This is a genomic window from Citrobacter sp. Cpo147, from assembly GCF_030332405.1.
Lineage (GTDB): Bacteria > Pseudomonadota > Gammaproteobacteria > Enterobacterales > Enterobacteriaceae > Citrobacter > Citrobacter portucalensis.
Genome location: NZ_JAOWHX010000031.1, coordinates 42,636 through 66,472 on the forward strand (window position 1 = coordinate 42,636; position 23,837 = coordinate 66,472).

Sequence of the window (23,837 nt, forward strand, 5' to 3'; positions counted from 1 at the left end):
AATCGTTCATCCAGCCAACAAACTCAACGCAGTACCATCAACAGTGCCAGCACAACGACGGCGCCGATGCTCATTGATGCAACATACCAGCGCAGATAACCGTTCTCGCTCAACAGCAGGCCTTTACCTGCAAAGCGGGAAAGGATCGCCGGAATGTTCATCATTGAGTTGAGCGGATCGCGTTTCAGCAACCAGGCAACACCCAGGAACGGCTTGACGAACACTTTGTCGTACAGCCAGTCGAAGCCCCAGGCGTTATACCACCAGGTACCCAGCAGGCGGCCCGGCGCACTGTTCGCAATCGACGTCACCAGCGTGCGTTTACCCAGCCACAGCCATGCTGCGATCAGGATGCCTGCAATCGCTACGATACCGGAGGTAATTTCCAGCGTCATGACGCGACCATGCTCAAGCTCTGTCGTCGCAGGCAGTACACCCTGCAGCGGCGGCACAATCAGCGCGCCAACGAAGGTGGACAGGATCATCAGCACAATCAGCGGCAGATGATGGGTAATCCCCTTCCCTGCGTGAGCGTGAATTTGTTCTTTACCGTGGAACACGATGAAAATCATACGGAAGGTGTACAGAGAGGTCATGAATGCACCGACCAGACCTGCAACCATCAGATTAATATGACCATTCGCCATTGCACCGGCCAGAATCTCATCCTTACTGAAGAAGCCAGCGGTAATCAGCGGCAGAGCCGACAACGCCGCGCCACCGATCAGGAAGCAGAGATACACCAGCGGAATTGACTTACGCAGCCCGCCCATCTTGAAGATGTTCTGTTCGTGGTGGCAAGCCAGGATAACCGAGCCGGATGCCAGGAACAGCAGCGCTTTAAAGAAGGCGTGCGTCATCAGGTGGAAAATCGCCGCGTCCCACGCCTGTACGCCGAGAGCCAGGAACATATAACCAATCTGGCTCATGGTGGAGTACGCAAGAACGCGTTTGATGTCGGTCTGTACCAGCGCAGCAAAACCCGCCAGCACCAGAGTGATAGCACCGATAATCCCCACCAGGTGCAGGATTTCAGGCGTCATCAGGAACAGGCCGTGCGTACGAGCTATCAGGTAGACACCAGCGGTAACCATCGTCGCGGCGTGGATCAACGCGGAGACAGGCGTCGGGCCGGCCATCGCATCAGCAAGCCAGGTCTGCAACGGCAGCTGTGCAGATTTACCGACCGCACCGCCCAGCAGCATCAGGGTTGCCCACATCAGCATGTTGTTACCGTCTGCAAAGTGCGCAGGCGCCAGTTCCACCATTTCGCGGAAGTTCAGCGTGCCCAGCTCGTTGTAGAGGATGAACAGCGCGAACGCCAGGAATACGTCACCAACGCGGGTTACCACGAAGGCTTTCATTGCCGCAGCGCCATTCTTCGGATCGGTGTAGTAGAAACCAATCAGAAGATAGGAGCACAGGCCCACGCCTTCCCAGCCGAGGTACATCAGCAGCAGGTTATCCGCCAGTACCAGAACCACCATGCTGGCGATAAACAGGTTGGTGTAGGCGAAGAAACGAGAATAGCCCTCTTCTCCGCGCATATACCAGGAAGCGAACATGTGGATCAGGAAACCAACGCCGGTCACCACGGAGAGCATGGTCAGCGACAGGCCGTCCAGCACCAGGTTAAAACCGATGTTGAAGTCACCGACTGACATCCACGTCCACAGCGGCTGGCTGTAAGCCTGCTGACCATTGGCAAAGAAATCAACGCCAACAAACGCAGTCACCAGCGCGGCCAGGCCGATCGAACCGACACCCACGGTAGCGGACAGATTTTCTGACCAACGACCACGAGAAAACGCCAGTAATACAAAGCCAATAAATGGCAGAATAATGGTTAAGGCAAGCATGTTCATCCACGCATCTCACTTACTGAATCGATGTTCAGGTTCTGGCGACGGCGATGAAGTTGCAGCAACAGCGCAAGCCCAATGCTCGCTTCGGCAGCCGCAAGGCTGATGGCGAGAATATACATCACCTGACCATCGGTCTGGCCCCAGTAGCTTCCGGCGACCACAAAGGCCAGCGCGGAGGCGTTAATCATGATTTCCAGCCCAATCAGCATAAACAGCAGATTGCGGCGGATAACCAGACCGGTTAAGCCCAGCACGAATAAGATCGCAGCGAGGATCAGTCCATGTTGTAAGGGGATCATGCGTGCTCCTCCGTTTTTCTTTTCGCGCGGTCGTCGGTGCGATTGCTCAGCACTTCACCAGAACGCTCTTCGCGCCCCACATGGAAGGCCACAACCAGACCCGCCAGCAGCAGCATCGAAGCCAGTTCAACCGCCAGTACATACGGTCCGAACAGGGAAATACCGACTGCTTTCGCGCTAATTGGCGTGCCGTCGATGCCCTGATCGTTAACGCCCAGAATGGCGTAAACAATAACCACCAGCATAATGGCCGACAGAATCGCCGGACCAATCCACACCTGCGGTTTCAGCCACTGACGTTCCTGTTCAATTTCAGAACCACCAAGGTTGAGCATCATCACCACGAACACGAACAGCACCATGATGGCGCCCGCGTAGACGATAATTTCCAGCGCACCAGCGAAGTAAGCGCCTAACGAGAAGAACACCCCAGAAATCGCCAGCAGCGAAATAATCAGGTACAGCAACGCGTGTACCGGATTGGTGTGGGTGATCACCCGCAAGGTTGCGAGAATGGCTATCAGGCCACAGATATAAAAAGCGAACTCCATTGCCCCTCTCCTTACGGTAACAGGCTCTTGACGTCGATAGGCTTAGCTTCGTTCTCTGCTTCGCCCTTATCTTTGCCGTCGATTGCCATACCTGCCATCCGGTAGAAGTTATATTCCGGGTATTTGCCCGGACCGGAGATCAGCAGATCCTCTTTCTCGTAAACCAGGTCCTGGCGCTTGTACTCACCCAGCTCGAAATCTGGAGTCAGCTGAATAGCCGTAGTCGGACAGGCTTCTTCGCACAGGCCGCAGAAAATGCAGCGTGAGAAGTTAATGCGGAAAAACTCCGGATACCAGCGGCCATCTTTGGTCTCTGCTTTTTGCAGAGAGATACAGCCTACCGGACACGCTACCGCACACAGGTTACAGGCAACGCAGCGCTCTTCACCGTCTGGATCACGAGTCAGAACGATACGACCACGAAAACGGGGCGGTAGATAGACCGGCTCTTCCGGATACATCTGCGTTTCACGTTTCGCGAACGCATGCAGGCCGATCATCCAGATACTGCGTACCTGGGTGCCGAAACCTACGAACAATTCTTTTAAGGTCATGGTCTTTGTGTCCCTTATTGCGCCTGCCAGAGAATGACAGCCGCCGTTACCAGCAAGTTGACGAGCGTCAGCGGCAGACAGACTTTCCAGCCGAAGGACATTACCTGGTCATAACGAGGACGCGGTAACGACGCACGAATCAAAATGAACATCATCATGAAGAACGCGGTTTTCAGCGCGAACCAGACGAATGGCGGTAAAAACGGGCCATGCCAGCCACCGAAGAACAGGGTAACCATCAGTGCAGAAATGGTGACGATACCGATGTACTCACCCACGAAGAACAGACCGAATTTCATACCGGAATATTCAATGTGGTAACCGTCGGCCAGTTCTTGCTCGGCTTCTGGCTGGTCAAACGGGTGACGGTGGCACACCGCCACGCCCGCGATGGCAAAGGTGACAAAACCAAAGAACTGCGGAATAACGTTCCAGATATCAGCCTGGTTGTTGACGATGTCGGTCATGTTAAATGAACCGGCCTGCGCCACCACGCCCATCAGGGAAAGTCCGAGGAACACTTCATAGCTCAGCGTCTGCGCAGACGCACGCATCGCACCGAGCAAAGAGTATTTGTTGTTACTGGACCAGCCGGCGAACAGTACCGCGTATACCGCGAGGCCCGCCATCATCAGGAAGAACAGGATCCCGATGTTCAGGTCAGCAACCACCCAGTTCGGACTCACCGGCACGATGGCGAAAGCCAGCAGCAGCGAGGTGAAGGCGATCATCGGTGCCAGGGTAAAGATGACGCGATCCGAGAATTTCGGGATCCAGTCTTCTTTAAAGAACATCTTGATCATGTCCGCAACCAGCTGGAGCGAACCGCCCCAGCCAACACGGTTCGGTCCGTAACGGTTCTGGAACAGACCCAGCAGACGACGTTCGCCAAAGCTCATGAATGCCCCGCAGGTGACCACCACCAGCAGGATCACGACCGCTTTGAGAATGCTCAGCAGGATCTCAATCAGATCGGGTGTAATCCAACTCATTGTTGTGCCTCCTGCAGATCCTCAAGACGCGCACCAGCCAAAACCGGCGCGATGCCAGGCATACCCATCGGCAAACCAACCTGCCCTGCCGTTAATCCTTCGGCTATTTCAACCGGCAATGTAACCGTGTTGCCATCGTAGCTGAAAGAAACGCGCGTACCGGCATTAACACCCAACTTCGCGGCATCAGCCGGGTTGAGTTTGATGTACGGCTGCGGCATACGGGTCTGGAAGACCGGCGCACGCTGGGACATTTCGTCGCTGCCAAACAGATGGTAGTACGGCGCGATACGCCACTGACCATCCTGAGCCTGGAAGCTCGCCGGAACGGTAGTGAAGTAATCCAGACCATCCGCAGAAGCTTCGATCAGGCGCACACCCGGATCGCCATGACGCAGTTTACCGCCCACTTCATCCTGGAACTTGTTCCACGCCTGTGGGGAGTTCCAGCCTGGAGCCCAGGCAAACGGAATTTGTGAACGCGGCGCAGACGGTTGGTTGTTCCCTTCCATAGAGAAGGCGAACATGGTGTCTTTGTCCTGCGGCTGGCGCGGTTCGTGTACGCTGATGTTGGCGCGCATTGCGGTACGACCGCTGTAGCGGTGCGGTTCACGTGCCAGTTTCTGTCCACGGATACGGAAGGTTGCGTCCGGCGCGGCATCTTTGATACCCGCCAGTTGCGGCAGCTTCTCAACGACCGCATCGATAACGTGGTCGAGCTGCGTCCAGTCCACTTCACGGCTCTGCACGGTGCTGTGCAGCGAATGCAGCCAGCGCCAGCTTTCCAGCATGATAGTGTTACTGTCGTAGTAGGACGGATCATAAACCTGGAAGAAACGCTGGGCGCGGCCTTCGTTGTTAATCACCGTACCATCGCTTTCGGCGAAGCTTGCGGCGGAAAGCACCAGATGAGCGTTTTCCATAATTGCCGTACGCTGATGGTCAATGACCAGTACCAGAGGTGCTTTCGCCAGCGCAGCGTTCACACGCGTTGCTGAAGCATGGCGATGCAGGTCATTCTCCAGCACCACAACGGCGTCAGCACGACCTGTTTCCAGCTCGGTCAGCGCATCGTCAAGGGAACCACCGCCAATCATACCCAGGCCCATGCTGTTAACAGAGCGAGCAATCATGGTGATGCCAACGTCTGCGCCACGGCCTTTCAGCGCCTTCGCCACGTTGGCAGCCGCCTGAATCACTTCGGCGCTACCAGCGTTGGTGCCGGAAATAATCAGTGGTTTCTTCGCCCCGGCCAGTGCCTGAACGATAACGTCAATTTTGTTCTGCAGGTCACGGTCGATACCGTCAACCGCCGGAGCATTGTTATCCAGCGCATGAGCGATAGCGAAACCTAAACGCGCCTGATCTTCAACCGGTGCACGATAGGTCCATGCGGCGATGTCATCCAGACGGGTGTTATCGACGTTGGTAACGAACAGCGGGTGCTTAGCACGCTGGCCGATGTTAAGGATTGCTGCGATCTGCCAGTCAGCCACTTTCTGTGCCGCCGCCATTTCACGCGCTTTACCTTTCACCGCCTGACGCACTGCCAGCGCAACGCGTGCGCCGGTCTGGGTGACATCTTCGCCCAGCACCAGAACCGCATCATAAGATTCAATTTCGCGCAGTGCCGGAGTATGAATCCCGCCGTCACGCAGCACGCTCAGTGCCAGTTGCAAACGTTCCTGCTCGCCCTGGGCGATACCAGTATAGAAGTTATCCGCACCCACCAGTTCACGCAGCGCGAAGTTACTTTCAACGCTGGCGCGCGGGGAGCCGATACCAATTACTTTCTTCGACTGACGTAGAATATCTGCCGCGCCCTGCATCGCCTGCTCGGCGTTCAGCGTGATCAGGTCATCGCCACGACGCTGTACCGGCTGACGTGGACGGTCTTTCAGGTTCACGTAACCATAGCCAAAACGACCACGGTCGCAGAGGAAGTAGTGGTTAACGGTACCGTTATAACGGTTTTCGATACGACGCAGTTCACCGTAGCGTTCACCCGGGCTGGTGTTACAGCCGATGGAACACTGCTGGCAGATGCTCGGCGCAAACTGCATGTCCCATTTACGGTTATAACGCTCGGAGTGCGTTTTATCAGTGAAGACGCCGGTCGGGCAAATTTCTACCAGGTTACCAGAGAACTCGCTTTCGAGCGTACCGTCTTCCGGGCGACCGAAGTAGACGTTGTCATGTGCGCCATAGACGCCCAGATCCGCGCCATCGGCGTAATCTTTGTAGTAACGTACGCAGCGATAGCAGGCGATGCAGCGGTTCATTTCGTGAGAGATGAACGGCCCCAGGTCCTGGTTACGGTGAGTACGCTTCGTGAAGCGGTAGCGACGGAAGCTGTGACCGGTCATGACGGTCATATCCTGCAGGTGGCAGTTGCCGCCCTCTTCACAGACCGGACAGTCGTGCGGGTGGTTAGTCATCAACCACTCCACGACGCTTTCGCGGAACTGTTTCGCTTCTTCGTCATCAATAGAAATAAAGGTGCCTTCGGTGGCCGGTGTCATACAAGACATCACCAGGCGACCACGCGTGTCTTCCGCGTTTTGATATTGCTTCACCGCACACTGGCGGCAAGCACCGACGCTTCCCAGCGCCGGGTGCCAGCAAAAGTACGGAATATCAAGGCCGAGAGACAGACAAGCTTCCAGCAGGTTGTCCGCTCCGTTGACCTCATATTCTTTGCCGTCTACATGAATCGTAGCCATAGTCAGCATGCTTCCAGTTGGCTCGGTCGTAACCGAGCGTTAATCGAATTTCTTATCGCGATACAGGGCTAACCCTGTAATCACCAGCGCTCTTTCAGCAGGTTCGGCTGAATACCACCAATCTGATGGGTATTGCTGAAGGACTGCTTGATGCCAGCTTCGAATTCTTCGCGGAAATATTTAATGGCGCTCTGCAGCGGTTCCACTGCGCCCGGTGCGTGTGCACAGAAGGTTTTACCCGGGCCGAGGAAACGACACAGTTGCTCAAGTGTCTCGATATCCCCTGGCTGGCCTTCGCCACGCTCCAGCGCGCGCAGAATTTTCACACTCCACGGCAGACCGTCACGGCACGGCGTACACCAGCCGCAAGACTCGCGGGCAAAGAACTCTTCGAGGTTACGCACCAAAGGAACCATGCCAATCTCGTGATCGACAGCCATGGCCAGCGCGGTGCCCAGACGGCTACCTGCTTTACCAATGCTTTCGAATTCCATCGGCAGATCGAGGTGTGCTTCGGTCAGGAAGTCAGTCCCTGCGCCGCCAGGCTGCCAGGCTTTGAACTTCAGTCCATCGCGCATGCCACCCGCGTAATCTTCGAGGATCTCACGCGCGGTAGTACCGAAAGGCAGTTCCCACAGGCCAGGATTCTTCACGCGACCAGAGAAGCCCATCAGCTTGGTGCCCGCGTCTTTGCTCTTCGAAATGTTCTGGTACCACTCCACGCCGTTCGCGAGGATAGCCGGTACGTTACACAGGGTTTCGACGTTGTTTACGCAGGTCGGTTTGCCCCATGCGCCAGAGCTTGCCGGGAACGGCGGCTTGGAACGTGGGTTAGCACGGCGACCTTCGAGGGAGTTGATCAGCGCGGTTTCTTCACCGCAGATGTAACGCCCTGCCCCGGTGTGGACAAACAGTTCGAAGTCGAAACCAGTGCCCATGATGTTTTTACCAAGCAGACCGGCTTCGGTCGCTTCGGCGATCGCGCGACGCAGATGCACGGCAGCTTCGATATATTCACCGCGCAGGAAGATGTAACCACGGTACGCTTTCAGCGCAAACGCGGAAATCAGCATGCCTTCCACCAGCAGGTGCGGCAGCTGTTCCATCAGCAGACGGTCTTTATAGGTGCCCGGCTCCATTTCATCGGCGTTACACAGCAGGTAACGGATGTTCATGGATTCGTCTTTCGGCATCAGGCTCCACTTCAGACCGGTGGAAAAGCCCGCGCCGCCGCGCCCTTTCAGGCCAGCGTCTTTTACCTGATTAACGATTTCGTCCGGTGACAGCCCGGTCAGGGCCTTACGCGCACCTTCGTAGCCGTTCTTGCTACGGTATTCGTCCAGCCAGACCGGCTGTTTGTCATCACGCAGACGCCAGGTCAGCGGATGGGTTTCGGGAGTACGGATAATGTCTTTCATTTATACCGCTCCAGTAGTTCGGGAATGCCTTCCGGGGTCAGGTGAGCGTGAGTATCCTCATCGATCATCATATTTGGCCCTTTATCGCAGTTCCCCAGGCAACAGGTCGGCAGCAGCGTAAAGCGACCATCAAAGGTCGTCTGCCCCGGCTTGATGTTGAGTTTTTTCTCAAGCGCGGCCTGAATCCCCTGGTAGCCGTTGATATGGCACACCACGCTGTCGCAATAGCGGATCACGTGGCGACCTACCGGCTGGCGGAAGATCTGGCTGTAGAACGTGGCAACACCTTCTACATCGCTTGCCGGAATACCCAGCACATCAGCGATAGCGTAGATCGCCCCATCCGGCACCCAGCCACGCTGTTTCTGAACGATTTTCAGCGCTTCAATGGACGCCGCACGCGGGTCTTCGTAGTGGTGCTTTTCGTGCTCAATCGCTTCACGCTCAGCCGCACTCAGCTCAAAAGCCTCGGTTTGTGGTTGTTGATTCTCGTGCATAATTAGCGGTCCACATCTGACATAACAAAATCGATACTACCCAGATGGACGATTAAGTCGGACACCAGGCTGCCACGTACCGCTACCGGGATCTGCTGCAGGTGCGCATAGCTCGGGGTGCGGATACGGGTACGGTAACTCATGGTGCTGCCATCGCTGGTCAGGTAGTAACTGTTGATACCCTTAGTCGCTTCCACCATCTGGAAGGACTCGTTTGCCGGCATAACCGGACCCCACGAAACCTGCAGGAAGTGGGTGATAAGGGTTTCGATATGTTGCAGCGTGCGCTCTTTCGGCGGCGGCGTCGTCAGCGGGTGATCCGCTTTGAACGGGCCTTCCGGCATGTTATTGAGGCACTGCTCAAGGATGCGCAGACTCTGGCGCAGCTCTTCAACTTTCAGCATCACGCGGGTATAGCAGTCGGACACGCCGCCGCCAACCGGGACTTCAAAGTCAAAGTTTTCGTAGCCAGAGTACGGACGCGCTTTACGCACGTCGAAATCAATACCGGTCGCGCGCAGCGCAGCACCGGTACAACCCCAGTCCAGCGCTTCTTTCTTACCGTAAGCGGCAACGCCCTGCGAACGGCCTTTCAGAATGGTGTTACGCAGTGCGGCTTTCTCGTAAGAATCCAGACGTTTTGGCATCCAGTCGAGGAAGTCACGCAGCAGCTTGTCCCAACCGCGCGGCAGATCGTGTGCCACACCGCCGATACGGAACCAGGCCGGGTGCATACGGAAACCGGTGATCGCTTCCACCACGTCATAGATTTTCTGACGGTCGGTAAAGGCGAAGAATACCGGGGTCATCGCGCCGACGTCCTGAATGAACGTGGAGATGTACAGCAGGTGGCTGTTGATACGGAACAGTTCGGACAACATCACGCGAATCACGTTGACGCGATCCGGCGTGGTGATACCAGCCAGCTTCTCAACGGCCAGTACGTAAGGCATTTCGTTTACGCAGCCGCCGAGGTACTCAATACGGTCGGTGTACGGAATGTAGCTGTGCCAGGACTGACGTTCACCCATCTTTTCAGCGCCACGGTGGTGGTAGCCGATGTCAGGTACGCAGTCGACGATTTCTTCGCCATCAAGCTGCAGCACAATACGGAAAGCACCGTGAGAAGACGGGTGGTTAGGACCGAGGTTGAGGAACATGAAGTCCTCGTTTTCGGTACTACGCTTCATACCCCAATCTTCAGGTTTGAATGTCAGCGCTTCCATTTCCAGATCCTGTTTGGCTTTAGTCAGCTCAAACGGATCAAATTCGGTCGCACGCGCCGGGTAGTCTTTACGCAGCGGGTGACCTTCCCAGGTATGCGGCATCAGCAGACGCGTCAGGTGCGGGTGACCTTCGATATCGATGCCAAACATTTCCCAGGTTTCACGCTCGTACCAGTTGGCGTTCGGGAACAGTTTGGTGAAGGTCGGTACGCGCAGATCGTTTTCAGACAAAGCCACCTTGAGCATGATATCGCGATTGCGTTCAATGGAAATCAGGTGATAGAAAACGGAAAAATCCGCGGCAGGTAACCCTTCGCGGTGCGTACGCAGACGTTCGTCCATGCCGTGTAAGTCAAACAGCATGACGTAAGGTTTCGGCAGTCTCTTTAAGAAATCGCCAACTTCCAGTAATTGTTCACGCTTGACCCAAACAACGGGTACCCCGGTGCGAGTCGCCTGAACGGTAAAGGCATCCGGCCCAAAACGGTTGCGCAGTTCGCCAATGACCGGGTCATCAAGGTGATCCCGTGTTTGCCATACGGCGTCTTGCGCGGTTAAGTCGGTCATATTGTTCACCATTGCAAATGGTCCGTGGTGGTCGGCAGTGCTTCGCGCTATTTATGTAGTGATAAGCGAAGGAAGTGCTGCTGCCGACAGGCGCAAATTAAATCTCGTCTGGTGTACGAAGATTCGTTACAGCAATACGTTCGCCGCGTTTACGCTCGCGTTCTGACTGCATATTGGCGCGATAAACGCCCTGATCGCCAACCACCCAGGAGAGCGGACGGCGTTCTTTGCCAATGGAATCTTGCAGCAGCATCAGAGCCTGCATATACGCTTCTGGGCGCGGCGGACATCCCGGGATGTACACATCGACCGGAATAAATTTATCAACGCCCTGCACTACAGAATAGATGTCGTACATACCGCCGGAGTTGGCGCATGCGCCCATGGAAATAACCCATTTCGGTTCCAGCATCTGATCGTAGAGGCGCTGAATAACTGGCGCCATTTTGGTAAAGCAGGTTCCGGCTACGACCATCAGGTCAGCCTGACGCGGCGATGCACGCAGTACTTCCGCACCAAAACGGGCCACATCGTGCACGGCGGTAAACGAGGTCACCATCTCAACGTAGCAGCAGGAAAGGCCAAAGTTATATGGCCAAATTGAGTTTTTACGGCCCCAGTTAACCATGTCATGCAGTTTGCCCATGAACACGTTTTTGTTAACTTCTTGTTCCAGGGGGTCGGTTACGATCTCCTGTTTTTGCAGGGGGTAACGGTCGTTCTCACCGTTAGGATCTATGCGGGTGAGCGTATAATCCATCTTAATGCCTCGCGGTTAGCGTTGACGATTAGCGATACTGTTCGTTTCCGGGTTCATACGCTCGCGGCGTGAACGCGCGGGCGTCCAGTCCAGCGCGCCAATACGCACCAGATAAACCAGACCTGCCAGTAACACAAAAATAAAAATTGCAGCTTCCACAAAGCCAATCCAGCCGCTTTCACGGATAGAAGTTGACCATGCGAACAGATACAGCGCTTCAACGTCGAAGATAACGAAGAACATGGCTACCAGATAAAACTTGGCAGACAGGCGCAGGCGGGCGGTGCCGACCGAGTCGATACCTGATTCAAACGGCACGTTTTTAGATCTCGCGCGTGCGCGACCCCCTAAAAACCAGCCGCCGACGAGCATCAGGCAGCACAGGCCAATGGCAACGATAAGAAAGATAGCGAATGCCCAGTGATGAGCGATGATTTCAGTGGATGTTGACATACTCATTGCTTACTCATCAAAAGTAGCGCCAAATTCTCTGCTCTTTTCGGCAGATGAACGCCACATCGATTCATGGGGAGGAATAAAAAAAACCTTACAATCACTGTGAAAAATCATTTTATACAGCTAATTGATGGGGTTTTTTACTCCTTTCTATAACCTTTTGTCAACTTTAACAAAAGTTTCCTCACATTATTTTACACTGTTCCAACTTCATTAACATAAAGTGCTCTTTAGACCTATTTCGATTGCATCATCGGTCATTTTTAATGTTGTTGAATCGTGTCCGTAGTGAAGTAAAAAAGATAATACACGTCTATTTTGACAGGAATTCACCCAGATGCCTCCCCCTAAATGGGAGTATTTTCTTGATCTGTGACACGCTTTTGTTAATTCACCATAAAAAACAGCAACAATTTCTCTAGTTTTTTAACATGGAAACATTTAACAACTCAGCTGATTATTTTTCATCCTATTGTCAGTCAGTTTTTTTACCTGCTGATTTTGTTAAGTTTTAGTATATGAATGAACAGAAAGCAGTAATATTTGCATAAAAAAAGAGCCGCTGGATGTTTTTTCATCATCAGTGGCTCTTTTTTACACTTACATTTTAAAACGTTTTTTTGTGACGCTTTACTCAAAGTCGCCTTCAACAATCAGCGAGTCATTTCCCCCTTCAGGGGTAAACTGATTGTATTGCCAAGGATTTTGATATGTCTGCATCGACTTAAAGATAACCTGAGCTAATTCATTTTGCGTGGCCGGATCGCTGCACAGCAGATACTCGGTATCAGGCAGAGGTGGCAATCCGTCTGCCGCACCCAGTACGCGTAAATCAGGGCTCATCATTTCGACAGGACGGGCAGTAACGCCCAGCCCTGCTTTTACCGCCGCGCGGACCGCAGGCAATGTTGAAGCGACATAGGCCAGACGCCACGGGATCTGTGCTGCATTCAACGTCGCCAGCACGATATCGCGAAACGGGCTGGGATCGTCCAGCAGAACTAACGGCACCGGTTCCCCTTTTTGCAGGATATATTCGGCTGCGCAATACCAGTGCGTCGGTGAAGTCCGCAAATTCAGGCACTCAAAATCGCCAGGTCGGTTAGTGGTGACCACTAAATCCACTTCTTGCGACTTAAGCATCTCCACCATGTAGGCATTGCGTTTCACTCTTACATCCAGTGCAAGTTTCGGATAAACCGAACTTATACGGTTAAGCAGAAAAGGGAGTATGGTATCGGCGGATTCATCAGAAGCACCGATAGTTAACACCCCCTGAAGATTGTTAAACATCAATGATGAGCATGCCTCATCATTAAATCGCAGTATTTTCCTGGCGTAACCCAACAACTGGATACCATGTTCGGTCAGCAGTTTGTTGCGTCCATGGCGCGCGAACAACTCTTTCCCCACAAGTTGTTCAAGACGCTGCATTTGCTGACTTACCGCAGACTGAGTTCGACATACCGCAGCTGCCGCAGCCGCAAAGGTATTCAGGTCGGCAACAGCAACAAAGGTTCTCAGCAGATCGAGGTCGAGGTTAATTATCGGACGATTTGCATTTATCATAGTTTTTCACTTACTCGCGGGTCATACCGGGTTAATGCTGTGCATTCAGAATCAAACAACTCCATTTGTAATGTGCCTCCCTTCAGTTTCGCTTAGTGTAACCAAGTGAAAATAAGGATGTATTTGGTTTAACAAACGAAACAATTCTCTTTCTGAGCTATTTTAATACCCGTGATATTCATCGGAATATAGCAACGAGAAAGAGCCGTATTTTTAGCTGCTGGATGATTCTGACTAATGGGAAACATGTAAATTTTGTAAATTTAAAAAATAGTTAACGAACAATAATTTACACATTAAAAACTAACTTTTCAGGATGTTAGGAACAACCAACAAACATTTGAATTATCGTAAAATTCGTACTACACACCATTTCATAGGAGTTATCTTAACCTAAAACCACTATATTTATAAGTGTTATCGCGAATAATTCCGGGCAAATTGGTGTTATGTCAGTGCAACGGTTTTCGTATTATTGGCCCACTCAATTTGATGTCGTTTAAATAATAAATAATAATTAATTAAGAATCTCTCAATTCATTAATTATGCTTAACAATGGATTCACACCGCATCACGCAGGGATCAGACCGATAACAGATTTCGCAGGCAAAACCTCAGTATTTTCGAAATACGCCATTCAGCTGAGATCTCGGCTACCTTTTTCTTTACAGGCCTAACTTTTTTAGGCCAGACAAATCACCATACCAACACTAACAAAGCAAAATATAAACCACTAAAAACACAACAACCCAGATTATTACTCTACAAAAATCATATTATTTAGTTATTAACAGTGAATTATAACCCTCCTGCTTTCCAAAATCTTCTACTAGAGACCCTTCAAAACTCACCGTCGTGGGAGTACATTGTGCTGGGCTGACTTCCACGGCAGGGAGTGGCATTCACAGCTAAAAAGGTCAACGTTCATGTCCCCCATTGAAAAATCCAGCAAATTAGAAAACGTCTGTTATGACATTCGCGGCCCGGTTCTGAAGGAAGCAAAGCGCCTGGAAGAAGAAGGCAACAAAGTTCTGAAACTGAACATCGGCAACCCTGCGCCTTTCGGGTTTGAAGCGCCAGATGAAATTTTGGTGGATGTGATCCGCAATTTGCCAACTGCGCAAGGATATTGCGATTCCAAAGGCCTTTATTCAGCCCGCAAAGCAATCATGCAGCATTACCAGGCCCGTGGGATGCGCGACGTAACCGTGGAAGATATTTATATCGGTAACGGCGTATCTGAATTGATTGTGCAGGCCATGCAGGCATTGCTAAACAGTGGGGACGAAATGCTGGTTCCTGCACCTGATTATCCACTGTGGACGGCGGCGGTTTCGCTCTCTGGTGGTAATGCCGTGCACTACCTGTGTGACGAATCGTCAGACTGGTTCCCGGACCTGGATGATATCCGCGCCAAAATTACGCCGCGTACCCGTGGGATCGTCATCATCAACCCAAACAACCCTACTGGCGCGGTGTATTCTAAAGAGCTGCTGATGGAGATTGTTGAGATTGCCCGCCAAAACAATCTCATCATCTTTGCGGACGAGATTTACGACAAAATTCTTTACGATGACGCCGAGCACCACTCAATTGCGGCAATGGCCCCTGACCTGCTGACTATTACCTTTAACGGCCTGTCAAAAACCTATCGTGTTGCCGGTTTCCGCCAGGGCTGGATGGTACTGAACGGACCGAAGAAACATGCCAAAGGGTATATCGAAGGCCTTGAGATGCTGGCTTCTATGCGCCTGTGTGCCAACGTTCCGGCACAACATGCCATTCAAACCGCACTGGGTGGATATCAGAGCATCAGCGAATTCATCATGCCTGGCGGACGTCTGTATGAGCAACGTAACCGCGCCTGGGAACTGCTTAATGACATCCCCGGCGTCTCTTGCGTAAAACCGCGCGGTGCGCTGTATATGTTCCCGAAAATTGATGCTAAACGCTTCAATATTCATGACGACCAGAAGATGGTACTCGACTTCCTGTTGCAGGAAAAAGTACTGCTGGTCCAGGGGACGGCATTCAACTGGCCGTGGCCGGATCATTTCCGCATCGTCACGCTACCGCGTATTGACGATATCGAAATGTCGCTGAGTAAATTTGAGCGTTTCCTGTCAGGGTATCGCCAGCTGTAACCACGCAAAGTGCTGCCGGGTTTGCATCCGGTAGCACTCTCTGCGCAAAATACCGTTACTGAAGTCACTGAGTAAGGGTCGTTATGAAGCAGAGCCATTTTTTTGCCCACCTCTCCCGTCTGAAACTCATTAACCGCTGGCCGCTGATGCGCAACGTGCGCACCGAAAACGTGTCCGAACACAGTCTGCAGGTTGCCATGGTTGCCCATGCGCTGGCCGCAATTAAAAACCGTAAATTTGGTGGTCAGGTTAATGCTGAGCGTATTGCCCTGCTGGCGATGTATCACGATGCGTCAGAGGTGTTAACCGGCGATCTCCCTACCCCAGTGAAATATTTTAACTCGCAGATTGCTCAGGAATATAAAGCGATAGAGAAAATTGCCCAACAAAAACTGGTCGATATGGTTCCTGATGAGCTGCGCGATATTTTTGCGCCACTCATTGATGAACATGCCTTAAGCGAAGAAGAGAGGTCGATTGTTAAACAGGCCGATGCCCTGTGCGCGTATCTGAAATGCCTGGAAGAACTCTCCGCCGGTAACAACGAATTTCTGCTGGCGAAAACACGTCTGGAAAAAACGCTGGAGTCACGACGAAGCGAAGAGATGGACTACTTTATGGACGTGTTCGTCCCGAGTTTTCACCTCTCATTAGATGAAATCAGTCAGGATTCTCCATTGTAAGTTTGCGACAACGTTACCTTTGTAGGCCGGATAAGGCGTTAGCCGCCATCCGGCACATAAAAATCAAAACGGAAACAGCATCGGGATCATCACCACGCACACCACCATCACAATGATGGTAAACGGCACGCCAATTTTTACGAAATCGCTAAAGCTGTAGTTACCCGGCCCGAGCACCAGTGTGTTTACCGGTGAAGAAACTGGCGTCATAAAGGCTGCGGAAGCCGCCATCGCAATCACCATCGCAAAAGGATATGGCGAAACGCCCATCGACTTTGCTGCCGCCAGCGCAATCGGCGCCATCAGTACCGCCGTCGCAGTGTTAGAGATAAATAACCCAATGGTCGCGCACAGCACAAACAGGCAGCCCAGCATCATATACGGGCCGTACCCTCCACCAACGTCCATTAGCCCTTTAACCACCAGATCAACACCGCCCGTTTTCTGTAATGCCAGCGCAAAGGGCATCATTCCGACAATCAAAATAATACTTGGCCAGTGAATGGCTTTATAGGCGCTTTCGGCATCGATGCAGCGGAATTTTCCCATCAGCAAACAGGCGATAATCGCGGCAACCGTATTAGGAATTTCATCGGTGAGCATTAACGCAACCATCAGCACCAGACAGAAAATCGCATGCGGCGCCTGGCTGTGCGCCGGGGAGGCTTCACTAACTTCCACGGGCATATTCAGCACCACGAAATCGCGCCCTTTTTGCCCCAACAAAGTGATGAGTTTCCAGTTACCCACCACCAGAATAATATCGCCCATCAGCAGCGGCTCATTGACGACCGCCCGGTCCAGCGCCGCACCATCACGCTTCAGTCCGACGACATTCAGACCATAACGTGTGCGAAAGGCGATTTCCCGTACCGTTTTGCCGATCAGTTCCGATTCAGGGATCAATGAAATCTCGGCCATACCCACATCAAGCGCCTGCTCAGAGAAGTATTCGCCGCGCAGCACCATTGGCTCCAACAGTTGCTCGCTGCAAAATTCACGCAGGTCAACGTCGGCCGCTGACATATCGATCAGCAATACGTCACGGGCACGGAACTCAGAAACCCCGTTAACATCAACAATCACGCGGCGAAAACGCCGCCAGCGTTCAACACCAATCACGTTTGCCCCGTAGCGCTCACGCAATTTCAGGTCATCCAGACGTTGCCCAATCATGGGAGAACCCGGGCGAATCGCCAGGCGACGAGCACGTCCTGTCAGGCGATATTCTTTAATCAGGTCGCGAAAGGTCCGGCGCTTCCAGCCGTCTCCCGGCTGCCCGGAGTCTTCGCCTTTCAGCATAAAACGCATCACCAGCATATAAATTATGCCGAGAACCAACACCACCAGCCCCAGTGGGGTTACGCTAAAAAAGCTAAAACCGTTAAGTCCTTCACGTAACAATTCACTGTTGACGACCAGGTTCGGCGGCGTTGCCACCAGCGTCATCATGCCGCTTATCAATCCGGCAAAGCTCAATGGCATCATCAGGCGTGAGGGGGAGATTTGCATGCGCATGGAAACGCTTAAGACAACCGGAATAAAGATGGCGACCACACCGGTCGAACTCATGAAGGCGCCGAGTCCGGCTACGGTTATCATCAGCAACACCAGCATTTTCACTTCACTGCTGCCAGCCACCTTCACCAGCCAGGCGCCCATTACCGTCGCCACCCCGGTACGCACCAGGCCGTCGCCGATAATGAATAAAGCCGCTATCAAAATAACGTTAGGATCGCTGAACCCGGAAAAAGCCTCTGTGATGCTCAATGTTCCGCTCAGAACAAAGGCAATAATGACCAGCAAAGCGACCGCGTCCATACGCACTCTGCCAGTTGCAAACAAGACGACGGCAATCGCCAGCAATGAGAGAACCCATATCAATTCACCGTTCACAACATATCCTTGTTAAATGAGAGGGATGGACTGATTCTGCCATAAAAAAGCCCCAACAATCTGGGGCTAAATCATGATCAGGTATTTCTTATAACGACCACATTTCCGTTGGGTTGTTTGGTCACAGAAATATGTTCCAGACTGGTCAGCGAAAAATCCACCTCGTCCAGACGCGGCGTATCCGCTGGCGCGTTAACCGCGATGACATGGCACCCAGCCGCCAGTCCTGAGAGCACCCCTGCGGGGGCATCTTCCACCACTGCACATTCCTGCGGTGCCAGGCCCAGAAGCTGAGCGCCTAACAGATACGCGTCTGGTTCTGGTTTCCCTCTCTTTACCCGCTCGGCGGTGACAAACACTTCAGGAGCAGGAAGCCCAGCAACACGATGGCGCGCCCGTGCGACCGGCATGGAGCCGGAGGTCACAATCGCCCATGGAATACCCGCTTTATTGAGATGGTTGAGTAAATCAACAGCCCCCGGCAGCGCGGTGATCCCGGCAGTTTCCGTCGCTTCGATCTGCTCCAGACGGGTAAATTCCGCGGCGATCTCTGCCTCAGACTTGCCCACCATAAAGTGTCGCAGGGAGGTAATGGCCTGCTTACCATGAATAAAGCCGAGTACCTCGGCGTGATCGAGGCCGAAGCGATCGGCCCAGTTGCACCACGCACGCTCTACTGCGGGTAAGGAATCGACCAGCGTTCCATCCAGATCAAACAGAAAACCTTTGCACTGCACGCTCGCCCCCTCAGGCATTAATGATTTGGTTAATTTCATTCGAGCTCAGGTGATACTGACGCGGGCAAGAGTGCCAAACATTCAGCATACGCTGATATTTTTCCCACATTGGGGTCTGGGCGTTGAAGCCATGCGTACCCGCATCAAAGTGGGTGTAACGACCTTCCACATTGACCATAAAACGAACATACCCGAGGAAACGGGCTTCCGTTGCAGCGTCAAAACCGAGGAAGGTCACGCGACGCTCATCAATAGCCTGTGCATCCTTAAGATTAGTCCAGGACACATGTAATGCGTGATACATCTCCATAATATCGATAATCGTACGACAGGTTTCTTCCGTCAGCTCACCAAACTCACGATCCAGCTCACGCATCTGCAAGCCGTAACCGCGTTCAATAATCGTCTGCAAACGACGATAACGCTCGGCGTTAGTTGGATCGAGCATAGTCATCATTTTGTACTGATTCGACAAAATCAGACGTTGAGCGTTGGTCATTTCCATTTGGGACTCCTGTATCACTACTACTGCGATGAAAAAAAAGAAGGCATCATGTGCCTTCTTTTATATGCGTAATCAGGGGTCAATTACAAATCATCAAGGAAAGTTTTATCCAGTTGTTTGAAGGCGCGCTTAAGCGTGTCAGCCAGCGCCTGGTAATCCGGCTTTCCTTCTACCGGAGAGAGCGCCTGCCCAGCTTCTTGCAATTTACCCCGAACTTCGTAGAACCAATTGAGAATTGAAGGCGGCAGCGGCGTTACAGAACGTTTTCCCAGCCACCACATCCCCTGCATCGGCAGGCTAAGCGCAAACAGCGCAGTCGCCACGGCCGGGCCCAACTGCCCCCCTAACGCAATTTGCCAACATAAGGTGAAGACGGCGATAGGCGGCATAAAACGGATCGCGTAACGCGTCATGCGGATCACGCGGTTCTCAACAAACACGGGCGCAAGGCGCTTTTCCATTGGCCACGTCTTTGCATAGTGCTGCCCCCGGCGAAACAAGCTAAAAAAATTGACGGAGCGATTATCCGGTGTCGACATGGCGGTTACCTCAACTTCACATATAAAAATTAAAAAATTTGTGCAAAAAAACAACTACAAGGGACATCGTTCAAAACATTTTGTCTTTGATACCCACATTCAGGTATCCTGTGCCGGCCTGTAAGGCCTGTAGTCCAAAATCATTGAGTCGTCAAATTGGCATACATTATGCCATTGCCTGAAAAATACGCAAAATGACATAGACTCAAAGGTATTTATTCCATCGTGCCCAAAAAGACTATGGCGCATGATGTTAATCATAAACGTCGGTGTCATCATGCGCTACGCTCTATGACTCCCTGACGTTTTTTTAGCCACGTATCATAAATAGGTACTTCCATGTCGAGTAAGTTAGTACTGGTTCTGAACTGCGGTAGCTCCTCACTGAAATTTGCCATCATCGATGCAGTAAACGGTGAAGAATACCTCTCTGGTTTAGCCGAATGTTTCCATCTCCCAGAAGCACGTATCAAGTGGAAAATGGACGGCGGTAAACAAGAAGCGGCTTTAGGTGCAGGCGCCGCTCACAGTGAAGCGCTGAACTTTATCGTTAACACTATTCTGGCACAAAAACCAGAATTGTCTGCGCAATTGACCGCTATTGGTCACCGTATCGTACACGGCGGCGAGAAGTACACCAGCTCCGTGGTTATCGATGATTCTGTTATTCAGGGCATCAAAGATTCTGCCTCTTTCGCACCGCTGCATAACCCGGCTCACCTGATCGGTATCGCAGAAGCGCTGAAATCCTTCCCTAATCTGAAAGACAAAAACGTGGCTGTATTCGACACCGCGTTCCATCAGACTATGCCGGAAGAGTCTTACCTCTATGCTCTGCCGTACAGCCTCTACAAAGAACACGGCGTTCGTCGTTACGGCGCACACGGTACCAGCCACTTCTTCGTCACTCAGGAAGCGGCAAAAGTACTGAACAAACCGGTTGAAGAGCTGAACATCATCACTTGCCACCTGGGCAACGGCGGTTCTGTATCTGCTATCCGTAACGGTAAATGTGTTGATACCTCCATGGGTCTGACCCCACTGGAAGGTCTGGTGATGGGTACACGTTCCGGTGACATCGACCCGGCGATCATCTTCCACCTGCACGATACCCTGGGCATGAGCGTTGACCAGATCAACAAAATGCTGACCAAAGAGTCCGGCCTGCTGGGTCTGACCGAAGTCACCAGCGACTGCCGTTATGTTGAAGATAACTACGCTACTAAAGAAGACGCTAAACGTGCAATGGACGTTTACTGCCACCGTCTGGCGAAATACATCGGTTCTTACACTGCGCTGATGGATGGTCGTCTGGATGCAGTTGTCTTCACCGGTGGTATCGGTGAAAACGCAGCGATGGTTCGTGAACTGTCTCTGGGCAAACTGGGCGTTCTGGGCTTTGAAGTTGACCACGAACGTAACCTGGCCGCACGTTTCGGCAAATCTGGTTTCATCAACAAAGAAGGTACCCGTCCTGCGCTGGTTATCCCAACCAACGAAGAACTGGTTATCGCGCAAGACGCGAGCCGCCTGACTGCCTGATTTCACACCGCCAGCCTAGCTGGCGGTGCTGTTTTGTAACCCGTCTAAATTGGCGGTAACGAAAGAGGATAAACCGTGTCCCGTATTATTATGCTGATCCCTACCGGAACCAGCGTCGGCCTGACCAGCGTCAGCCTTGGCGTGATCCGCGCAATGGAACGCAAAGGCGTTCGTCTGAGCGTCTTTAAGCCGATTGCTCAACCGCGTGCCGGTGGCGATGCGCCAGACCAGACTACCAGCATCGTCCGCGCTAACTCTTCTCTGCCAGCCGCTGAGCCGCTGAAGATGAGCCACGTTGAATCTCTGCTGTCCAGCAATCAGAAAGATGTGCTGATGGAAGAGATCATAGCGAACTACCACGCGAACACCAAAGACGCTGAAGTTGTACTGGTTGAAGGCCTGGTCCCAACCCGTAAACATCAGTTCGCGCAGTCCCTGAACTACGAAATCGCGAAAACGCTGAACGCGGAAATCGTCTTCGTTATGTCTCAGGGTACCGACACCCCGGAACAGCTGAACGAGCGTATTGAACTGACTCGCAGCAGCTTCGGCGGCGCGAAAAACACCAACATCACCGGCGTAATCGTTAACAAACTGAACGCACCGGTTGATGAGCAGGGCCGTACTCGCCCGGATCTGTCCGAGATTTTCGACGACTCTTCCAAAGCGAAAGTGATCAAAGTTGATCCGGCTAAACTGCAAGAATCCAGCCCGCTGCCGGTTCTGGGCGCGGTGCCATGGAGCTTCGATCTGATCGCTACTCGTGCAATCGATATGGCGCGTCACCTGAACGCCACCATCGTTAACGAAGGCGATATCAACACCCGTCGCGTGAAGTCTGTGACGTTCTGCGCACGCAGCATTCCACACATGCTGGAACACTTCCGCGCAGGCTCCCTGCTGGTAACTTCCGCAGATCGTCCTGACGTGCTGGTTGCAGCATGCCTGGCGGCCATGAACGGCGTGGAAATCGGTGCCCTGCTGCTGACTGGCGGCTACGAAATGGACGCGCGCATCACTAAACTGTGCGAACGTGCATTTGAAACCGGCCTGCCGGTATTCATGGTAAACACCAACACCTGGCAGACCTCTCTGAGCCTGCAGAGCTTCAACCTGGAAGTTCCGGTTGACGATCACGAGCGCATTGAGAAAGTCCAGGAATACGTTGCTAACTACATCAACGCTGACTGGATTGAATCCCTGACTGCGACCTCTGAGCGCAGCCGTCGTCTGTCTCCGCCAGCGTTCCGTTACCAGTTGACCGAGCTGGCGCGCAAAGCGGGCAAACGCGTTGTTCTGCCGGAAGGCGACGAACCGCGTACCGTTAAAGCAGCAGCCATCTGTGCTGAACGTGGTATCGCAACCTGCGTACTGCTGGGTAACCCGGATGAGATCACCCGCGTTGCAGCCTCTCAGGGCGTTGAACTGGGCGCTGGCGTAGAAATCGTTGATCCAGATGTGGTTCGCGAAAGCTACGTTGCTCGCCTGGTCGAACTGCGTAAAAACAAAGGTATGACCGAAACCGTTGCCCGCGAACAGCTGGAAGACAACGTGGTTCTCGGTACCCTGATGCTGGAGCAAGACGACGTTGACGGCCTGGTTTCTGGTGCAGTACACACCACCGCGAACACCATCCGTCCGCCGCTGCAGCTGATCAAAACTGCGCCGGGTAGCTCCCTGGTGTCTTCCGTGTTCTTCATGCTGCTGCCGGATCAGGTTTACGTTTACGGCGACTGCGCGATCAACCCGGATCCGACCGCAGAGCAGCTGGCAGAAATCGCGATTCAATCCGCTGATTCCGCAATTGCCTTCGGTATCGAACCGCGCGTAGCGATGCTCTCTTACTCCACCGGTACTTCTGGTGCAGGTAGCGACGTAGAGAAAGTTCGCGAAGCAACCCGTCTGGCGCAGGAAAAACGTCCTGACCTGATGATCGACGGTCCGCTGCAGTACGACGCCGCCGTTATGGCTGACGTAGCGAAATCCAAAGCGCCGAACTCTCCGGTTGCAGGTCGCGCTACCGTGTTCATCTTCCCGGATCTGAACACCGGTAACACCACCTACAAAGCGGTACAGCGTTCTGCCGACCTGATCTCCATCGGGCCGATGCTGCAGGGTATGCGCAAGCCGGTGAACGACCTGTCTCGTGGCGCGCTGGTAGACGATATCGTCTACACCATCGCACTGACCGCGATCCAGTCTTCCCAGCAGCAGTAATCTGCCGAGTGTGCCGGATCTCTTATCCGGCAACACATCTGCTTATCAAACCGGAAATAGCTGATATTTCCGGTTTTTTTATGTCTGTTTCCCCTT

The 23,837-nt window shown here is 52.9% G+C and carries 20 protein-coding genes; 4 read left to right on the top strand and 16 right to left on the bottom strand.

Annotated features, from left to right (window positions below):
* Positions 1-23 precede the first annotated feature (23 nt).
* The 12 genes from nuoL to lrhA all read right to left on the bottom strand — a co-directional run bounded on the left by nuoL (position 24) and on the right by lrhA (position 13,477).
* Complete coding sequence (gene nuoL, locus OGY06_RS10000; RefSeq protein ID WP_003834744.1) at positions 24-1,865, bottom strand: NADH-quinone oxidoreductase subunit L; 1,842 nt, start codon at positions 1,863-1,865, stop codon at positions 24-26.
* On the bottom strand, positions 1,862-2,164 hold the full coding sequence (gene nuoK, locus OGY06_RS10005; RefSeq protein ID WP_000612644.1) for an NADH-quinone oxidoreductase subunit NuoK: 303 nt from the start codon (positions 2,162-2,164) through the stop codon (positions 1,862-1,864). Before nuoK ends, nuoL begins: the two co-directional genes overlap by 4 nt.
* Positions 2,161-2,715: an NADH-quinone oxidoreductase subunit J gene (nuoJ, locus tag OGY06_RS10010; protein WP_003028059.1), complete on the bottom strand. Its 555-nt coding sequence runs from the start codon at positions 2,713-2,715 to the stop codon at positions 2,161-2,163. The genes nuoK and nuoJ overlap by 4 nt, the downstream gene beginning before the upstream one ends.
* Before the next feature lie 11 nt (positions 2,716-2,726).
* Entirely contained in the window at positions 2,727-3,269 is a 543-nt protein-coding gene (gene nuoI / locus OGY06_RS10015; RefSeq protein ID WP_003028062.1) for an NADH-quinone oxidoreductase subunit NuoI, read from the bottom strand.
* Positions 3,270-3,283: 14 nt separating this feature from the next.
* A complete protein-coding gene (gene nuoH, locus OGY06_RS10020; protein WP_003028063.1) occupies positions 3,284-4,261 on the bottom strand; it encodes an NADH-quinone oxidoreductase subunit NuoH in 978 nt (325 codons plus the stop codon).
* Positions 4,258-6,984 (bottom strand): NADH-quinone oxidoreductase subunit NuoG, encoded by a 2,727-nt coding sequence (gene nuoG, locus OGY06_RS10025; protein WP_126317644.1) that lies wholly within the window; start codon positions 6,982-6,984, stop codon positions 4,258-4,260. Before nuoG ends, nuoH begins: the two co-directional genes overlap by 4 nt.
* Positions 6,985-7,064: 80 nt before the next feature.
* Positions 7,065-8,402, bottom strand: coding sequence for an NADH-quinone oxidoreductase subunit NuoF (nuoF, locus tag OGY06_RS10030; protein ID WP_003834753.1), 1,338 nt, complete (start codon positions 8,400-8,402; stop codon positions 7,065-7,067).
* Positions 8,399-8,899: an NADH-quinone oxidoreductase subunit NuoE gene (gene nuoE / locus OGY06_RS10035; protein WP_003028069.1), complete on the bottom strand. Its 501-nt coding sequence runs from the start codon at positions 8,897-8,899 to the stop codon at positions 8,399-8,401. Before nuoE ends, nuoF begins: the two co-directional genes overlap by 4 nt.
* A 2-nt stretch (positions 8,900-8,901) precedes the next feature.
* Positions 8,902-10,704, bottom strand: coding sequence for an NADH-quinone oxidoreductase subunit C/D (gene nuoC, locus OGY06_RS10040; protein ID WP_003834757.1), 1,803 nt, complete (start codon positions 10,702-10,704; stop codon positions 8,902-8,904).
* A gap of 85 nt (positions 10,705-10,789) precedes the next feature.
* Positions 10,790-11,452 carry an NADH-quinone oxidoreductase subunit NuoB gene (gene nuoB / locus OGY06_RS10045; protein WP_003028075.1) on the bottom strand — a complete coding sequence of 221 codons (663 nt, stop codon included), beginning with the start codon at positions 11,450-11,452 and terminating at the stop codon, positions 10,790-10,792.
* Between the two features lie 15 nt (positions 11,453-11,467).
* On the bottom strand, positions 11,468-11,911 hold the full coding sequence (gene nuoA / locus OGY06_RS10050) for an NADH-quinone oxidoreductase subunit NuoA (RefSeq protein WP_003028077.1): 444 nt from the start codon (positions 11,909-11,911) through the stop codon (positions 11,468-11,470).
* A 627-nt stretch (positions 11,912-12,538) separates the two neighbouring features.
* Positions 12,539-13,477 carry a transcriptional regulator LrhA gene (gene lrhA / locus OGY06_RS10055; protein WP_286605255.1) on the bottom strand — a complete coding sequence of 313 codons (939 nt, stop codon included), beginning with the start codon at positions 13,475-13,477 and terminating at the stop codon, positions 12,539-12,541.
* Positions 13,478-14,404: 927 nt separating this feature from the next.
* Here lrhA and alaA point away from each other — a divergent pair.
* The gene (gene alaA, locus OGY06_RS10060) at positions 14,405-15,622 is read left to right on the top strand and encodes an alanine transaminase AlaA (RefSeq protein WP_003028082.1); all 1,218 of its coding nucleotides are present in this window, start codon (positions 14,405-14,407) and stop codon (positions 15,620-15,622) included.
* Positions 15,623-15,705: 83 nt separating this feature from the next.
* Positions 15,706-16,305: a 5'-deoxynucleotidase gene (gene yfbR, locus OGY06_RS10065; RefSeq protein ID WP_003028083.1), complete on the top strand. Its 600-nt coding sequence runs from the start codon at positions 15,706-15,708 to the stop codon at positions 16,303-16,305.
* Between the two features lie 63 nt (positions 16,306-16,368).
* On the opposite strand, the gene OGY06_RS10070 is transcribed toward yfbR, so the two are convergent.
* The 4 genes from OGY06_RS10070 to yfbV all read right to left on the bottom strand — a co-directional run bounded on the left by OGY06_RS10070 (position 16,369) and on the right by yfbV (position 19,982).
* Positions 16,369-18,201, bottom strand: a complete 1,833-nt coding sequence (locus OGY06_RS10070) for an SLC13 family permease (RefSeq protein ID WP_149335115.1) — start codon at positions 18,199-18,201, stop codon at positions 16,369-16,371.
* A gap of 77 nt (positions 18,202-18,278) precedes the next feature.
* Positions 18,279-18,956: a sugar phosphatase gene (locus OGY06_RS10075; protein ID WP_008785348.1), complete on the bottom strand. Its 678-nt coding sequence runs from the start codon at positions 18,954-18,956 to the stop codon at positions 18,279-18,281.
* Positions 18,949-19,443 carry a YfbU family protein gene (locus tag OGY06_RS10080; RefSeq protein ID WP_125112635.1) on the bottom strand — a complete coding sequence of 165 codons (495 nt, stop codon included), beginning with the start codon at positions 19,441-19,443 and terminating at the stop codon, positions 18,949-18,951. Before OGY06_RS10080 ends, OGY06_RS10075 begins: the two co-directional genes overlap by 8 nt.
* Before the next feature lie 83 nt (positions 19,444-19,526).
* Positions 19,527-19,982, bottom strand: a complete 456-nt coding sequence (gene yfbV, locus OGY06_RS10085) for a terminus macrodomain insulation protein YfbV (RefSeq protein WP_003028087.1) — start codon at positions 19,980-19,982, stop codon at positions 19,527-19,529.
* Positions 19,983-20,321: 339 nt separating this feature from the next.
* Between yfbV and ackA the strand changes: the two genes are divergently transcribed.
* Both ackA and pta read left to right on the top strand, forming a co-directional pair.
* Positions 20,322-21,524, top strand: a complete 1,203-nt coding sequence (ackA, locus tag OGY06_RS10090) for an acetate kinase (RefSeq protein ID WP_003834770.1) — start codon at positions 20,322-20,324, stop codon at positions 21,522-21,524.
* 75 nt (positions 21,525-21,599) lie between these two features.
* Positions 21,600-23,741, top strand: a complete 2,142-nt coding sequence (pta, locus tag OGY06_RS10095; RefSeq protein WP_003834771.1) for a phosphate acetyltransferase — start codon at positions 21,600-21,602, stop codon at positions 23,739-23,741.
* The last annotated feature ends 96 nt before the right edge of the window (positions 23,742-23,837 follow it).

Bases quoted from the DNA above. Each gene is read 5' to 3' on its own strand.
- nuoL (WP_003834744.1), bottom strand. From the start codon at position 1,865: ATGAACATGCTTGCCTTAACCATTATTCTGCCATTTATTGGCTTTGTA.
- nuoK (WP_000612644.1), bottom strand. From the start codon at position 2,164: ATGATCCCCTTACAACATGGACTGATCCTCGCTGCGATCTTATTCGTG.
- nuoJ (WP_003028059.1), bottom strand. From the start codon at position 2,715: ATGGAGTTCGCTTTTTATATCTGTGGCCTGATAGCCATTCTCGCAACC.
- nuoI (WP_003028062.1), bottom strand. From the start codon at position 3,269: ATGACCTTAAAAGAATTGTTCGTAGGTTTCGGCACCCAGGTACGCAGT.
- nuoH (WP_003028063.1), bottom strand. From the start codon at position 4,261: ATGAGTTGGATTACACCCGATCTGATTGAGATCCTGCTGAGCATTCTC.
- nuoG (WP_126317644.1), bottom strand. From the start codon at position 6,984: ATGGCTACGATTCATGTAGACGGCAAAGAATATGAGGTCAACGGAGCG.
- nuoF (WP_003834753.1), bottom strand. From the start codon at position 8,402: ATGAAAGACATTATCCGTACTCCCGAAACCCATCCGCTGACCTGGCGT.
- nuoE (WP_003028069.1), bottom strand. From the start codon at position 8,899: ATGCACGAGAATCAACAACCACAAACCGAGGCTTTTGAGCTGAGTGCG.
- nuoC (WP_003834757.1), bottom strand. From the start codon at position 10,704: ATGGTGAACAATATGACCGACTTAACCGCGCAAGACGCCGTATGGCAA.
- nuoB (WP_003028075.1), bottom strand. From the start codon at position 11,452: ATGGATTATACGCTCACCCGCATAGATCCTAACGGTGAGAACGACCGT.
- nuoA (WP_003028077.1), bottom strand. From the start codon at position 11,911: ATGAGTATGTCAACATCCACTGAAATCATCGCTCATCACTGGGCATTC.
- lrhA (WP_286605255.1), bottom strand. From the start codon at position 13,477: ATGATAAATGCAAATCGTCCGATAATTAACCTCGACCTCGATCTGCTG.
- alaA (WP_003028082.1), top strand. From the start codon at position 14,405: ATGTCCCCCATTGAAAAATCCAGCAAATTAGAAAACGTCTGTTATGAC.
- yfbR (WP_003028083.1), top strand. From the start codon at position 15,706: ATGAAGCAGAGCCATTTTTTTGCCCACCTCTCCCGTCTGAAACTCATT.
- OGY06_RS10075 (WP_008785348.1), bottom strand. From the start codon at position 18,956: ATGCCTGAGGGGGCGAGCGTGCAGTGCAAAGGTTTTCTGTTTGATCTG.
- OGY06_RS10080 (WP_125112635.1), bottom strand. From the start codon at position 19,443: ATGGAAATGACCAACGCTCAACGTCTGATTTTGTCGAATCAGTACAAA.
- yfbV (WP_003028087.1), bottom strand. From the start codon at position 19,982: ATGTCGACACCGGATAATCGCTCCGTCAATTTTTTTAGCTTGTTTCGC.
- ackA (WP_003834770.1), top strand. From the start codon at position 20,322: ATGTCGAGTAAGTTAGTACTGGTTCTGAACTGCGGTAGCTCCTCACTG.